General features: G+C 59.5%; 4 protein-coding genes. All 4 read right to left on the minus strand.

All coding sequences use genetic code 11. The features are described 5' to 3' along the window. Nucleotides 1-52: 52 nt before the first annotated feature. Genes AC0J41_RS19990 through AC0J41_RS20005 form a run of 4 tightly spaced genes read right to left on the minus strand, consistent with a single transcriptional unit; the run spans nucleotide 53 to nucleotide 15,824 of the window. Nucleotides 53-4,735, minus strand: a complete 4,683-nt coding sequence (locus AC0J41_RS19990; RefSeq protein ID WP_473013400.1) for an Ig-like domain-containing protein — start codon at nucleotides 4,733-4,735, stop codon at nucleotides 53-55. Further along, entirely contained in the window at nucleotides 4,728-8,795 is a 4,068-nt protein-coding gene (locus tag AC0J41_RS19995; protein WP_473013401.1) for a Tc toxin subunit A-related protein, read from the minus strand. The genes AC0J41_RS19990 and AC0J41_RS19995 overlap by 8 nt, the downstream gene beginning before the upstream one ends. A 46-nt stretch (nucleotides 8,796-8,841) precedes the next feature. Then, nucleotides 8,842-12,468, minus strand: coding sequence for a Tc toxin subunit A (locus tag AC0J41_RS20000; protein WP_473013402.1), 3,627 nt, complete (start codon nucleotides 12,466-12,468; stop codon nucleotides 8,842-8,844). Further along, nucleotides 12,465-15,824: an Ig-like domain-containing protein gene (locus AC0J41_RS20005; RefSeq protein WP_473013403.1), complete on the minus strand. Its 3,360-nt coding sequence runs from the start codon at nucleotides 15,822-15,824 to the stop codon at nucleotides 12,465-12,467. The genes AC0J41_RS20000 and AC0J41_RS20005 overlap by 4 nt, the downstream gene beginning before the upstream one ends. Between the last annotated feature and the right edge of the window lie 516 nt (nucleotides 15,825-16,340).

Consider the following 16,340-nt stretch of genomic DNA (forward strand, 5'->3'; position numbering starts at 1 on the left):
TCCGAACTGGCCCAAACAAATAACCCTTCGATCATCCTTGGCAGAACAGATTTCAAACAACACTTCCGTCGTATTGGTTGACGATAAACATTCTGAGATACCCCTCAGTTCGAAAGGTAAGCTCACCGTTCGTACGAGTGTTTTCGTAAATCGGGCGATTGGGGTCATCCCTTAAAACGGTAACTTGAACACCAGGCGCAGGTGTCAGTAAAAACGAAGACGTCGCACGCACTCCATATACCCATTGCTGAGGGTATCCCGGGAAAACCGGAACCTCTGTCTGCCAATGCTCGGCCGTTACAAGGTTATGCCCTAGCGACATAGGCAGCGGCAACGAACACTCATCCCAGTCCAGGACCTGAAGTCGCAATGAAAAAAGGCCGCCAGTGTTACTTGCAGTGCAGTCCAGTACCCAGCTCGTCCCTGCCGAACTCAGCAATTGGGCCTCCTCCAGCTCAGGTGTCACCACCACTCCGAGTTCTGTGCCCGGCTGACCACTCCACACAAGCTTCACCTCCCTGCCCAACAGTGGGCTGTCTGGGGTGGGTAGCACGGTAACCGTATGGGTTGCCCCCTGGCAGGGATATGCACTTCCACTTCCGAACTTCATCTGGAACGCATCGAAGCGCAACTCTACTGCCCCGGTAAAACTGATCATCTCACCTGACAACGGATGTGCCGGAAGATCCGGGCTGGTCAACTTCAAATTAAATTCGCCGCTTTGCCCGGTATCGATAGAAGAAAGAGACCAACGTATCGGCGCGCCGTCCACGGCCTGAAGGACTCCCTTGGGAGGGTCAATTTTCAGGCCGAGCGCTTCGCTGCCGACCAAGTCTTCCAATGCAATACCGACCCAGCCTATCAACCAGCTACTTTCATCGGTCCGTAACTCCAGTTCGTAGTCTTCTCCCGAAGATAAGTTCAGTCTGCCATCAACCAGATCCACTTCTCTACCGTTCAGCCAAAGTGTGAACTCCTGCAACCACGTATCCGAGTTCGGGTGCGCCATAAACACATTGATCCTGTTATCCCAACCGCCATACCCGCCACGAACGGAGGCCTGCAGGACCCCCTCTCTGACCGCCGGCAGCCTGAAAAAAACTCGGGTTTTGCCATCGAGACCGGTTTTCGTCGGGGCTATTTTGATAGAGGGGTAATTCCACATCACCTCGACATCCGCTAGCGGCGCTCCTGTCATTGCCGATACCACCATCGCCTCGGCCCAAACTTCCTTGCCGGGATAACCGATAGGATCACTGTTGATCAGCGCTCTAATTTCCCGCGGTTCCTCAAGTGTATACGGCAACTCAATCGACTCCAGATACGCCGCACCCTCTAACGTGGCCGCCACTACCGCCGCACCCGGTGTCTGCGGTTTGAACCGCACACGGGCCACCCCATAAAAGTCGGTCAGGCTGGTCACCGTGCCCAGATCCATGTTGCGCCAGGTCACCACCACCCCGGCGATGCCTTTACCAGTGATGGATGACACCACGGTCACCTGCTCGACGAGCTCCTGCTCCCACTCCAGCACCTGCTGAACGCTGCCACTGGCGAGGACTTTCAACACTTGCGCGCCCACGCCCAACGACATCGCGTTAGCCGGTGACAGGCGCGCCAATCGCTCGGCGCCCAGGCGTAGCGCGAAACCGCCGTCCTTCACATCATCACAGCGCAAGGAATACCGCAGGCCGAGGGCCGAGGGCCGGCGCACAGCGCCGAGCGCGGGTTCGAAGCGCAGACCCAGCTCCGCAGGACCGCTACCGGTCAATCCCAAGGCCAGATTTTGCTCGAACAATGGACTGTCGTCCTCGAACAGCACTTCGAGGACATGAGTGCCTCGGCGCCGCGGGAAGAAAGTTTGACTGCCCCACGGCTGTTCGTCGTGCCCATCGAAGCGCACCCGCACCCCCTCCCAAGGGTCACGGGCGAGAGCGATAAAAGACAAGGCGCGCTGCTCTTCGTAGCCGTCGAACGGGCTGCGTACATTGGCTACCACCTCTTGCTGACCGGCGGTGCCCGGCGTCAAGCCAAAGCCCGACCAGCCAAGGTCATCGCTGGCAACTGTTTCGAGACCGGCCGCCGTCTTCCACTGCACCGCCACCTGCGCCACCGCCTGGCCGGTAAATGCCGAAACCACCCTGACCCAGCTCCAGCCCTTATCCTTGCCGATGACGGCATCAACCGCAGGCTCGCGCCAGTCGTCCATTCGCAATTTATTGTGAGCGAGCTGCATCGGATTGGCGGTCATGGACAGATTCAATGCAGGCAAGAAAAGCCCGAGCGTAAAGCTGCCGGAGACCTTGCTCGCAGTGAAGTCCAGCCCCCATCCAACGCCACCGTCGCTGAGTGTCTGGGAAATATCGAGCGGCGGCTCAACGCTTGCATCCAGGTCGTCGGCTGGTGTTCCCAGCCACATCAACGTTCCCTGCAACCCCACCAACGGACTCAACGCATGGGGCAAATAGCGCACGTTGTGTCTGGCACCGATGCATGGAAACAATCTCTGGCTGGCGAGTGTCGCGGTCACCTGATCCAGCATCACCGTCAACTCGTCAAACAGCTGCGTAGCGATCAGCCGACCGAACAACTCTCGGGGTGACGCCAGCACCGGGCTGCTCAACACCAGACTGAACAGGCTGCTGGCACTCGATGCGACCTGTGAACTGAACGTCCATTCCAGCCCCTTCGATTCCAGCTTCAAGGGCACGCCAATACCTGCGACGGTCAGCCCGATTTCTGGCGGTTCACCACGCCATTGCAGCGTTACCAGCTGATCGAGCAACGGACTGCCTGGCGTCGCTTCAATGCGCAAGGTGTGCGAATCCCCCCGCCAACACAGCAGCCCCAGTTCGATCAGATCCACTTCAGTGTTATCGAACAAGATCCTGATCTGATTCTTCCAGGGACTGCTCGGCAGTGCCTTGACCGCAAACGGCCGCTCCATTGCCACCGCATCAGCGTGCGCCCTGACGCGGGCTGTCACCACCAGGTCGCCACCACGAGAAGGCTGGTAAAGCACGCTGGCCCAACCACCGCTGCCCGATTGGGTCGGGATCGTGCCTTCGGGCGTCAGCCAGTCGACCAACGCGTTGTTGACCGGATCGCCGTCACCACTGGTGACCACGTGCACCACTTGCACGCGCAGCAGGACGCTTTCGCGTTCATCCACCACCGGAAACTTGTTGGCCTCCTGAACATCGCCGATGCGCACCAGATTGCGTGCCAATGACATCGGTTTCCTGTCTGAGGGCAGCAGTAGCTTCGAACATGACAATTGCAACCGGAAGCGACCATCGAGCTCGTCCCGGCAGATCAACTCCCAGGTCGAATCCACTACGCCGGCGGGTACCGGCGCTTCCAGCTCCGGGCGTACCTGCACGCCCAACTGTGCCGCAGAATCGCCTTCCCAGCGCATGGCCAACTCAGTGCCGCGCAACACCTCGGGCACTCGAACACTCACCTGATAGGTCGAACCACGATTGGGGTATCCGGTCTTTTGCGCCCAGGGCAAGGCGTTACCCTCGACCACCGCCAGAACGTCCTTCCAGGGATCGGTCGCGAGCACCCGAACACCCAGCGTTGTAGTCTCGACCCCGCTGGCATAGTAGGGACTTGTTACCGAGGCGACGACGCTGAAATCGCCTGCCGCCGTGGGCAGATAATCGAAATACGCCCACCCCTCAGGATCGGTGGGTGTCGTGCTCAAAAGCCCCTGCCCGTCGACCGCCCAGGTCACCGTGCGCCCGGCCAGAAACTGACCGGTGTACCAAGAGGCCACTCGCACGCCCAGCCGCACTGATTGCGCCAACTCCAGCACCGGGTAATACGCAGCCTGCTGCTTCTCGCGAAACACCAGCCGGTGATGGCCCAGCGAGACCTGCACCGGATAAGGCGCAGCGGTGTACTGGTTCAGCAGTTTGACCGTGAACAGATACGGATCCTGATCACCGATCAATGGGCACTGCAGGAGCCACGGTGAATCCAGCGGTTGATCGACGCCCCAGTCAGGCGTCGCGGTAACGGCGCCTTGCGGGTTGTCGTCGCTGATCAGCGCAGCCTTGGTGTAGAGCCAGGGACTGTCGGGTTCGGGAACACATTCAAGCCGATGCTGAAATCCACCGTCCGCGCCAAGGCACAGGTAGAGCGGGCCGCCGGCCGGCAATTGCTCCTCGTCCAGCTTCAGTGTCTGCAGCACCACTGGCTCAAGGTGCAGCGCCAGATGAATGCGCGTGATCAGGACCTTCAGGTGATAGTCCTCGGGATCAGCATTGGCCGGAGCGACCACCGTGACGCGGATCTTGTCCAGGCGCTGCAGCGGTAGATCGAACGGAGCGTCGTACTGAATCGGCTTGAATACCAGCGGCTGTCCGCTGGCGATCCGTGCCTGGTCCTCTGCAAGGTCGCGAGGCCTGCCCGGCGGCAACAGGATTTCGCTCAACACGGTTCCATCTTCAGCCGTGATGAGCATGCGGCCCGCGTCGGTATGCCGCGTTTCATGGAGAAAGCTCAGCACATACCTGGCGCTGGCACCCGGCTCTACAGGTACAGTGACCTGCTGCCAGGCAGAGCCAAGGTTTCCCGCAGAAAGCAGCCTGACCTGTATACCGTCATACTCCTCGCCGACGACTGTGACCTCGCGCGGGTTGGCCCCCCGCGTCCAGTCGCTCATGCCTTGGCTGAAATCGCCATTGAGTACCAGACTGTCATTGGCCTGAACGACTGGATCAAACATGATTACCGGCTCCTTTGACAGCGCGTGACTGATGGGCAGTCATTGACCGCGTCACCAGGTCTTTGACGGCAAGGGTGAAGGTCGGCTCACCGGCCTTGGCCGTGTATCGGATGCGCACGATGACGTCGGTAAGCGACTCGAGCATTGATGTTTGCCGCTCACTCTTGGGCCAGGGAAAGTGCAACTGCCAACGCGATACCACCCCGGTGTTCTCGAACGGGTTGAGCAAGCCTTCATCCAGTTTGCTGGCGTTCATGCCGGTGTCGGCGATCCCAACCGATAAACCGATCTGCTGGCCACTGCGCAGATTGAACAGCACCTCGGCAGGCGCCACCTTGCCCGCCGGCTGATGCAGGTACTCGACCGACCGTGCCGTGGCCTGGGTGGCGGTCATGCTGCCGATCTGATGCAGCGTCGCCTGTACATCCTGATAAGGGCCAACCAGCGCCGGCAGATCGACTTCCACCAGATTGATCAGCCGACAGTATTCCCCCGGATGATCGCGATCGAACGACAACTGCGTCAGCTGGAACTCCAGCGTGCCCTTGTCGATCAGGTCTGCCAATGCCCGGCTCCAGTCGGAGAACCCCGTCTGCGGATCAACCTTGTCATCGAACAGGCGTCGCAGTGAAATGGTCTTGATCCGTTCCAGGCGACGTTCATGGCTTTGCAGGTACAGGCGATCCATGCGCAGCAGGTATTCGCGCAGATGTTCACCCGCCGTCAGCCCGTGACGGTTGTCCAGCCATACCTGCGGTAACGAATCAGCGCTTTCGTAATCACCGGTTTCTGCGCTCAACGAAGCCCGGGCACTGAGGCACAGGCTGACCACTGCGTCGTAAGCCTGATAGTGCAAGGCTTTGAGTTGCCCCAGCAGCCAGCCGAACAACTCGGCGCCGGAGGCACGTTTTTTCAGGTAGTTATAGAGCGCCAACGCCTGACTATTGGCGCGCAGGGTTTGCTCAAGGCTGGTTCTGGCAGCCTGGAGCGCGAACGTTTGCGCGGTGATCTGTTCCTCGATCGCGCCGACTTCGGCCAACGCCTGATCACGTTGCAACTCCCACTCTCGGCGACGCAAACGGTAGCTTTCGGTGAGGGCTTGTTTATCCGCGTCGATCTGCAAAACCATCGCACCGATTTCCATGCCGAAGACCACGGCATCGGCTATTTTTTCCACACGATGCCCACCGTTGGCCAAACCGAAAATGTTCGGTAGCGAGGCCACCACCGCCCCCCCCGTCTTGATCGCGTGCGTTCCCACATTCATCCATTTGGCTGTCTGCAGCTTTTCCATGACCTGATATTCGGCATCGCTCACGTTCTCGTCGTACCAGGCCTTGAACCGGTCGGCCCGTTGCTGAGCCACGGCGCGACTCTGGCTCAACGCAGTGACATTCGCTTGCAGTTGGGCAATCGACTGTTCTTGAACGGTACGAGCGTAAAGGCCCAGCTCCTTGAGATGCTCCTGTTGCAACTCTTCCTGCTCGGCCCGGTCACGCTGTTCAATCAGGCGCAATACCTGGCTGCCGTACTCCTGCAGAGTCTGCACCGCCCGCAACGCAGCCTCGTAGGTAATACGCCAACGAAACGCACTTACCACCAGACGCCCGCCCATCGGCCTCGGGGTACCGACGCCGCCAGCGGCCAGGTCGCGCAACAATTGATCGGGATCGGTCGGCGGGCTGAACAATGGAACGTTCAGCGGTTTACCGTCCAGCGTCAGGTTATTGCGCAAGTTGTTCAGGCGTTGCCCCGGCCAGTCGAACAGGTCGAGCAACTGTTGATTGGCGGAAATTTTGAACGGTTCATTCGCCAGCATGCCCATCAACGGCGAGGTTTCTGCGGCCGGTGGAATGTCGGCCAGGGAAAACACCAGTTCCTGCTCAAACTGCTCGAGCGCCGGCCGTGTTTTGCTCTGTTTCAACAAGTCTTCTACCGTCTGCGTTTGCCAGCGGGTCACCGCCCGAGCAGCAGGCGGCTTGCCCATCAGAAACTCGGCTTGTACGTAACACAGTTTTGCCGCCACCAGTGCATCCCGGGTGAGCTGGCGGTAATACCAGTCACCCCAGGCGACCAGATTTTTCACGTATTCGGTGAACACCAGAATCTTGTAGTGCCGTGGTGCGGCGTAGGCGATCGCATCCGGATCGGTCGGCATCTTTGCTTCGTGCCCCATATTCCCCACATCCGCCAGCGGGCGGCAGCGCCAATAGCGAGGTTTCTTCGGCTCGACGAAGGTTTCAGTAGCCTGCGGATCGAACAGGTAATGCCACCAGTTCTGCGCTTCCAGATAGCGATCCTCGGCCCGCAGGCGGGCCGCCACCAGATGCGGCAGATGAAAAAACAGTTCCCAGAAATACAAGCCGTTGGCGCCGTCGAATGCCCCGTTCGGCTCTGTGATCGGGCCTGAGGCTGGCGGCGGCTCCGCCAGGAACTGGGTGTCCCAGTCCAGTACGGCATCCACGGAAATATTGCTACGCTGCACCAGCTCCGGGCCGAACAATGAGTTCAGGCGCGCACGAGGCAACATTCCGGCCTGCCGAAACCCGATGAACTGCGCGGCATCCAGCGCGTTTTTTTCCAGCGCGGGCGGCACGAAACGGGTGATATCGGTCAGCGATACGGTAAAGGTCTTGCTGCCTTCAGTAGCGTTGCTCAAGGAAATTTCGACCGGGCTGACAAAGCCTCCTTTCGTGCGTTTGAGCTCCATCCAACCGGTGGCCCAGCCTCCGGCAAGGGGTTTTGATTCCTTGAGAGGGTCCGGGTCGTCTGCCGCGCCATTGTTGATTTTCAGCTCAAACTCCGTGGTCTGGGTGATGACCTCGCGCCTCGCCCGGCACAGCCCCCTGACCCACAGAAAGTCCTGCCCCTCCACTTCCGAGAACACCGCCTGCAAGGCGTAGTAAGCCGTCAGCGCTCCCGAGGTTTCACCCTTGATCGCAACCGTCGGCTGATTCTTCGGCGTCAGCGGATGTTGTACGACCAAAGCATCGGTGAAGCGACGCTTGGCCAGATGCTCAAGCCAGCTGCCGTCGTCTTCGGCCATCGGACGAAAGAGCACATCACGGGTTGCCAGAACATTCAGGCCAGCGGCGTCAGTCTTGTCGTTGGTGAGCAATACGCCCAAACGGCCCTTGGGGTGAATGGCATCAGCCAACGTCGTCGCGACCAGCCGGGCACCGGCGCTGGTGTCGCTGCCCTGGTCGGCGCTATACAGGCTCAGCGGTGCCGACCATTCCGAGTTCTGACTCATGAACGCCAGATTGATGTCCAGCCGGTGCGGCAAGTAAGCCTCGTCTTGCGTGCTGCCCATCTGGTCACGCCATTCGGCCCACACCAGGCATAAACGTCCAGCCCAGAACAGCGGCCGCAAGTCCAGGACCCTGTTCCCTACTGGAATATCCACCGGCTGCCATTCGCCCCACGCCGCCGGGTTGACCGGGTTACCGGCAGATGTGAGTTCAATCTCGGCCTTGCGCCAGAAATACTGGAACGGCTGTACTCGCTCACGACCGACAAAATAGTAAGTCGCGCGCGTTGCCGAATCGCCGTCCAGACAGGCGCTGATGACATCCAGGTTGCAGGTCTGCTCAAACACCTTGAGGTACCCTTGCAAGGCGCGCTGCACCGAATCGCCACTCAGGCGCGTCTGGTTCAAGTCATTCTCAAGCGCTTTGAACAGCCGGGTCTTGCGTTGTCGCACAAAGGGATTGATGAAGTTTTCCGGATAGACCGCGATCAACGAGATCGCCGCCCAGTCAGGATAATTGCTGTAGAGCTCCCAGAGTTTCAGATCCGCCTGGTCAAACTCTACCGTCTCGTAACCAGGCTCAAGCTTGCGATAGGCCGCATGAATGAATTGCTGAGCGCAGCTGGTCGCTTCGGCCACCCATGAACTTTGCACCGGGTAGTTATCCAGCGGGTCCATGCGCAGCAATTCGAATAGATCCTGTGCCGTTTTCACGAAAGGATATTTCTCGCTGGAAACCTGGCCGATGCAGTACTCGACCAACGCTGTACGGCGTTTTTCCAACAATTGAGCCAGATTGCGTTGAGTCATGGTCTTCTCCAGCATTCTGAAACGCACACACCATCAACGAGGACCTTCACTGGGGCGTCGACGCATTGGCAAACGTAATGGGGTCAAAAAGCGATTCAGCGTCGTTGGCCTCAGAGCGCACGCTGATCGTGAACGTGCCGCCGGACGGGCTGGACACGAACACCCGCGTAATACCCTCGCCATCGGTGTAACTCTGCTCGGGGCGGATCACTACCGAATCATCGTTGCCGCCCTCAGCCGTGGCGAACCAGCGCACCAGACGGTGACGCCCAGGGTTTCGATAGTTATCGCGCAACGTGGCGTACAGCTCGACTTCCTGCCCCAATGGAACCGGCCCCAGCGGGACCTGGGCCATCAGCGGCCCCGGGAAGAACAGCGACAGCGCGTCGTCGGTGACGCTGATCGCCGGGGCCTGCTGTGCGTCGATCAGGTCCAGCCAGAACAGCGGAACTTCCCGCCCCATGACCTTGCCCGGCAGGTACTCGACCGTTACCGTACCGTCGACTTCGGTGGCTTTTGTCTGAATCGTGCCCAGACTGGCCGACCAGTACACATTGACGCCGCTCAGTGGCTTGCCGTCGGCATCCTTGAGGGTCACGGTAAAGATGATCTTCTCGTTCGGCTTGTTGGCCACCACCTCGGTCTTGTCCACGACACAGGTCATGGTGACAAGCGGTTGCACAACTTCATCGGCGAAAGCAACCAGCGGCGCATGCGCATCCGAAAGGCTGAGCACAGCGCGCTCGGCGGCGATTCGATAAGCATCCTTCTCAACGGTTTCCGGCAGGTTGCCCACCAGAAAAATCGTCAAGGCGTCCATGCCGCTGTGGCGGGCGAGTACGCGGATGCGCATCAGCAAGTCGAGCTGGGACAGGTTCTTCAGAATCTTCAGGGTCGGGTCGATGCGGCTGACGCATTCACGCACTTCATGCACGCTCCAGTCGAAAAACGCTGCGAGCCGCACCGATGCCGCCTGCTGCGCCAACCGTAGTGCGTCACCTGTCAGAGGGCTCGGCAACGCATTGACCTGACGCAGGTAATCCAGCAGGTTGGCGGCGGGCTGTTCACTCAATTCAAACGCCCGGCTCAGCGAACTCAGGTAATACAGCACGCGTATCGACAACAGATGCCGATCCTCCTGATCCATCCATGCCTGGTGACCGTATTGCAGAAAGTCTTCGAGCAGCAAAGCGCTCAAGTCCAGTTTGATGGTTACAGCACTACGCCGCCGGACATCGGCTAACAGGCTCAGCAACGGGTCTGGTTTTTCAGAGGCGTGCGCTCCGGACCGGATGTCTTCAAGTGCATCGCGCTCGGCCCTTTCACTGACATGTAACAACAACTGATAGGCGGTGAACTGCGCCCACGTCAGCATCTGTAACCCGCGCTTGGCATCAAGGCCCGTGTAAACCGCCAGACACTCCCTGACGACCGAGACCTGCGCCTCACGAGCCTCCAACAGCACGCCCAGCATTCGCTCGACGATGATTCCCCGTACGCTGACATCGTTCTCGCCAAGTCCTTCCCTGACAGCCTCATCGAGCTTTTCCCGGGCAAAATTCAGGTACTGCGGCTCAGGCAACTGCAGGTCGATGACCAGCCCTGTGCTATCCACCAGTTCGGTCAACAATTGCAGCCAGTCCAGGCCTTCCAGCGAGGGCACGCCGGCCATCGCCAACCCGGCATTGTTGAACAGCGTGGCAGGCAGCAAATTACGGATCTGATCAAACAAGCGGCGCTCGACCTGCGTGGCAACCGCCAATGCCTGCGGCGGTGATACCTGTTGCAACATCCACAGCACGGGGAGCTCGCGGTCCTTGCACCAGGACACGCAGGAGTGCAGCGCATAAATCAGGTTGAGTACGTCCGGTGTGGTCTCACTGTTACGGCGTTCCTGAATGCGCGGAGGACCGGCCAGCCCGTCGACCCAACTTTCCCCGCCCAGCAGGGTCAGCATCAGCAGGCCTTCGACCGGGGTAATACCCAGCAACCGCGGCAGCTTCACCAGCCGATAGAAACTCGAAATGATCGCCGGTGTACGCGTAAGCGTGCCCGTTTGCCCATGTGCGCGCTCGATCGCCGTCGCCAGATAGCTGTAAGTCTGTAGATCGATGTTTAAACCGCTGCACAATTGAGTGACCGTCAACTCGGGGACACCCTGCGCCGGCAGCGTCGCAAACGTTGCGCCGTCGAGCTTCAGCGGTTGGCGATAATTGCCCGAACTGTTGAACGTGCGGTCAAACAGTGACAACACCTCGGCGCGACCATAAATCGACATTTCATCGATGAATGCCGCAAAGTCTTCTGCCGCGCAGCCATAACGTTCACGCAGTGACTGGAACAAGCCCAGGGCATGCACCTGATGGGAGGAAATCCACCACGGGGCTGGCGGCTCAGCACCCCGTGCCTGGGCCTTGATCGCTGCTGTCAGCAACGCATCCACCTGCTCGGTGGGCAATTCCAGCCATTGATCCAGACGTAGCTTGCGGTTCATGCGCTCGTAGCGGTCAATGGTGCTCGGGTCTTGCGTCAGACGATGCAGGAAGGCTGCGTCGTCGTCCTTGTAATCAATATCGAGTGCCGGACTCGCGGCGGCATTGAGATACACCGAGCCGGAGCGCTGACTCTCGTCAGCTCCCGGTTGCACGGGTTCATACACGGTGACGTTGGCCGAACGCGTCGGGGCGAACTCGCGTATCGACAACAACGCCTCGATGCCCCGGGCGTCCAGCCGGGTGCGCTCGCCAAAGAACGGCACCTGATTGAGGTTTTGCCATTCCAATCCATGCGCACCGAAATTGCGCTCGTAATAGGCATCGCGGTCTTTCGCAGCTGTAGGCGCCTCGGTCAACAACTCACGCTGATAAGGCCCCAGTCGCGAAGCATGGGTAAAAGCACGCCCCGCATCGTTATCCCACGCCTCGGGCTGCAGGAAATAGGGATAGGCCAAATCCACCATGTGGGCGAAATTGCCCACCGACAGGCCATGCTGACGGGCAACAAAATCGAGGGTGACCCAATGCTGATAGTAAGGGAGGCCGTTGGGATAGCGGGCCTGGATCAGCGCCTCTTCCAGATCCGGCGGGCCGCTGCTGTTTTTCTCGATAAATGTTTCGAGCACCGGGACGATAATGTCCACCGCCGACACCGCCTGATGCACCGCGTTGAAGTCGACCAGCAGCTTTTTCAGATCCTGGCGCCGGTCGTGCAAATCCAGTTTCTCGGCGCTGCCAACGTTGTAGATCCGCTCATCGATCCAGCGTAACAATTCAATCAGATAAGCCACCGGCGAGGTGAACGACTCCAGCGCTTGCGGAGGACAGAGGGTATCGAAATCCGGCTCGAATAACTGCTCGTAACTCGGCCCTTGAACGAACGACAGCAGACCGCTTTTGCAGCGAGTGACCTGCGCCGCAGAGCCACTCAACGAGTGCTCGATAAACTGGCGCCGGATACAAATCGCCAGGCTGTTCGCAGCACGCAGAAAGGCCCGCGCATCGTCGGGGGTCATCCGGTAAGCCCTGACCAGCCCCTGCACGCCATGCTCGACCAAAGGGAAAATCGAGCCACCGTTTTCAAGATAAGCGCAAAACTCGGCATAGGTCTGGCGTTGATCATCGCTGAACACTTGTGCCAGCAACTGCAGCACGGGGCGCGTCACAGGATCGGTCATGGTCGGGCTCCCGGTGGGATCGAAGTCATGTCAAAGCGCTCGCTTTCAACCCAATCGGACAGGCTCGCGCCATCCGCCCCGTCGGTGAGGGTCTGTTGGAAGCGGCACCAATGGCCGCCTGGAAGCACGGGTTGCGTCGCCTCGCCATGCCAGCCTTGAACAGTGACGGCAAGGCTGGCGCTCAAGGCTTGCTCAGGGTCGTACCAGGTCACCACACGCCCGACGCCAACGCGGCCTTTACCGACGAAACGAAGCGGATTTTCGACCCAGCGTCCCGGCGCCGGCTCGTCGATACCGGGCAGGTAAGTGCCGAGCACCACAGGGTGCGCGGCTGAAGCGGCAGATTCGAAGCCGTCACGCGAGGACACCGCCACCACATCGCAGGCGCCGGCGGGCTGATCCGCTTCAAGCGTCAATGACCAGGTACGATCCCCAAGCACCGGACTGCGCCCGAAGAGCGCGCCCTTGCTGCCCGTCAGCGTGACCGTAACGGTGTCCCCCGGGTAGCCGAATCCGGACACGACAACCGATCGACCGATATGCACGCCCCGGCCGGGGCTTTCGATGAACGGCGCTGCCGGCACCACTTTATAAATGCGTGACAGGGTGTCCTTCGATTCATGGGTCTGAAAGATTTGCCTGGCCTTCACGGTGTAGTTGCCAATCGGTAGCGTCACCTCGGCCGCCCATTTACCCTCGGCACTGACCGGTACTTTTTCGAGCAGGATCTCGCTCGGATTTTCACGCCAGAGCGTCACCTGACCATAGGGTTCTCCGGTACCGGAAAACCTGGAGGTTCGCGCCAGTGACTGATTGTGTGCCGGCACCTCGATGACCGGCGGCAACAGCACCACAAAATAGCTGCGCACATCACTGCGCAGGGATTCCCTGCCGGCGATGGTTTGCGTGGCGTCGATCTGGTATTTGCGAATCTCGAGTTTTTTCAGTTCGATGAACCAGGCACCATGCGCCGTCAGCCGTTTCGGCTGGCCCAATACCCGGCCGAATTGCGCGTCGCGCAGTTGCAGCGTGGCACCATTGAACCCGTTGGTTCCGCGCACGATCAGGTCGTAGTGGGCATCTGCGTTTTCATTCGGTTCGGTGATCACCGGTTTCTCCGGACTGACCGAAAATGCTCGCGATGCCGGGGGCGATGCGCGCCCTGCAACGGTCTGAATCACCGTGACGGTATGTTCCCTGTCCGGCGCAAACCCAGCCTCGCGCTTGAAGATCCAGGTGCCGCTGCTGCCACTGGGTGTGTGTTCGTTTGTACTGTCGCTGTATTTCAGGCTGAGCGTCGCGCCGGGCCAGCAGGTGCCGGAGATTTTTGGTGACAGGCCGTCATTCTCGACAGCAGTGATCTGCGGTGCCAGCAGCGGCACGCTGATGGTCATTTCCACAGAGTCGGAGGCCACAGAACCGTCTTTTTGCACCAACAGCACAACCTTGGTGGTGTTCGGCTCCCAACGTGCTGAAGCCTGTGCCCGCCAGCCCTGGGCCGTTACCGGTGCCATCGGTGCAATCGGCGCGCCGGTCGTCCTGTCCGTCACATGCACCGTGGCTCCGATCACCCCTTTGCCCGTCAGGATCGGCGTGTAATCGACCACGGTATAAGCCAGCTCAGTCGGTGATGGAAAACGGTCGATGTTGACGATCCGTTCAACCGCTTGCGACACCGCATCACCCAGTTTCTGCAGCACACGCACTGTGCGTGTCGAACCCGGTGCCCAGGCCTGCGACGCCCGGGTCGACCAGCCCTGTGCCGTGACGGTTGCCGACGGGGCGACCACGCTGTTGTCCGCCTTGTCCGTAATCTCGACCGACGCGCCGGTAACGCCCCTACCGCTGAATGTCGGGGTGTAACTGGTAATGGTGTGGGTCACATCCGTGGGCGGCGGCAGTGTTGATGACGCCTTGAACAGGTATTCCTGCGAAGGAATCCAGCCACCCGCGTTATCGGAGACTTTCTGGACAGCCTTCAGATCGTAATCGCCGATGGGCCAGTTTTGTGAGCTGGCGGTCCAGCGCCCGCCCTGCACGGTCACGCTAGACGGCGGTGTTGCGCCGGCCGGGCCTTTCACGATCGTGATCTCGACCGTGGCGCCGGTGAAGCCAGCGCCGGAAAACTCGATTGTGGTGAGGGTCGGGTAGACAACACTGACTGTGGTCAAGGCTGGGGGGCGAATTTTAAACAACCGCGGCACACTCCGTCCCGACTCCAGACCTCCTTTGATTTGCTTGGCAACCAGAGAAGCAGGCCCGGGGGGCAGCGTGACGGACGCGCTCCATTGCGCTCCAGTCAAAACATTGCTCTGGCCCACTTGGGCAGAACCCAAGTCTTCTAACAGAATAACTATAGCCCCTGCTTCGCCCTCGTTACCTGACACCGTAAAGGTCATTGCCTGCTGCGAGGCATTTGCAGGCGAGGTAATTGCAGGTGTGGCCGGCCGCAAGTAAACCGTCACGGGCACCTTGTTTGAATACCCGATGTGCGTGCCCTGGAAACTTGAATCAGCATGAAAAACAAAGGGCCCCTCGGGTAAATCCTGGCTAAGGTTTACCTTCCATAAGCCGTTTCTGACGGTTGCTTGCCCGTAGGATCCCCCGCTCCCGCCCTCTCTGTATATCGTGACCGTTACACCGTCGTTGGGCCCTGTACCAGAGACTTCCGGTCTAAGTTCACGTATCACATCATTTTCTTTAGGGAGAGTGATCTGCGCCGGGTCGTAAACAACTGTGAAGGGATAATCTGTACGTCCCGTGTCCTGCTCCCCCCAAGGGATGTAGTACTCGACAGAGAAAATATGCGGCCCCGGGGTGAGGTCCGACGCACGTTGATAACTCCATTTATCTGGAGCTGGCACGGTTACGCCGTAACTCGAACCGTTATCAAAAAGTACACGAACAACCGCCGACGCCCTGGCATCTTTAGTACCGCTGATAATCGGCCTGGCACCCAATTGGGCACCACTCTGGAAGGAGGTCATAAGCGGCTTGGCTGCGAGGATGAAATCCACATAACCCCAGCTCTGCCATTCACCTCTCAATTTTGCCCGGAAACCGAAACGGCCCTGACCGTTACGATCGGTGGCGGGCACACTTCTGAACAACACGCCAAGGCCATCGGTATTTCCCGTATAGCTCTGACCTCCATACTGGTCTACCAACTGATATTCGTGAACGCCAAATTCACCCGCCTCAATATGAAAATACACGGGTGATACCAGCGCGTAACTCATGGAGGACGGCTTATGAACAAGGGGCGCCGGCCGCGCTATCGATTGTTCATCTGCAGTAACCCCAGGCGTAATTTCGGGGTTATTGTCAGAGCCGGATTGTTCATTATCGTCTGCCATGAGAGATCTCTCGGGTGATGCCAGGATTGATACGGCACAATGAGTTGATACGCCTGAGGTACCTGGTTGCCTACCTGTAAAATCTGACAGTACTGACGAACGGTAACGAGTATTTCGCGGCGTTTCCCCCAGCTCGCCGGGAGGCTACAACGCCATGCGCCTTTGCCTACAGATCCGCCAGAATCCGCTGGCTTGTGCGCTTTGCTGATGACCCGTAACGTGGTCCGTGCCGCTGCCAATCAGTGGTCGGGTTCAGTCGCCCGGGGGTAGACGAACGTGCATAAGCGTCATCAAGTCGGGTACTCCCTATCCCCGCACTTGATGGTGGCTGTTCGCAGGGCGCCCTCGGGCGCGCCGGTATTTCGTATGCCTCCCGGTCGACTGACCTGCTTGCAGCCGCCACCCTCGCGATGGCGATTTATCAATTGAGCGAGATGGGTTTGTTGCTGGCGGAGCAGGCGCTGGACAGTGAGCGGGCGATTGCGGCGGCCCGGGCGTTGATCACGGCGCGTCTGT

It is taken from the genome of Pseudomonas sp. Arb-4-2C, assembly GCF_055755015.1.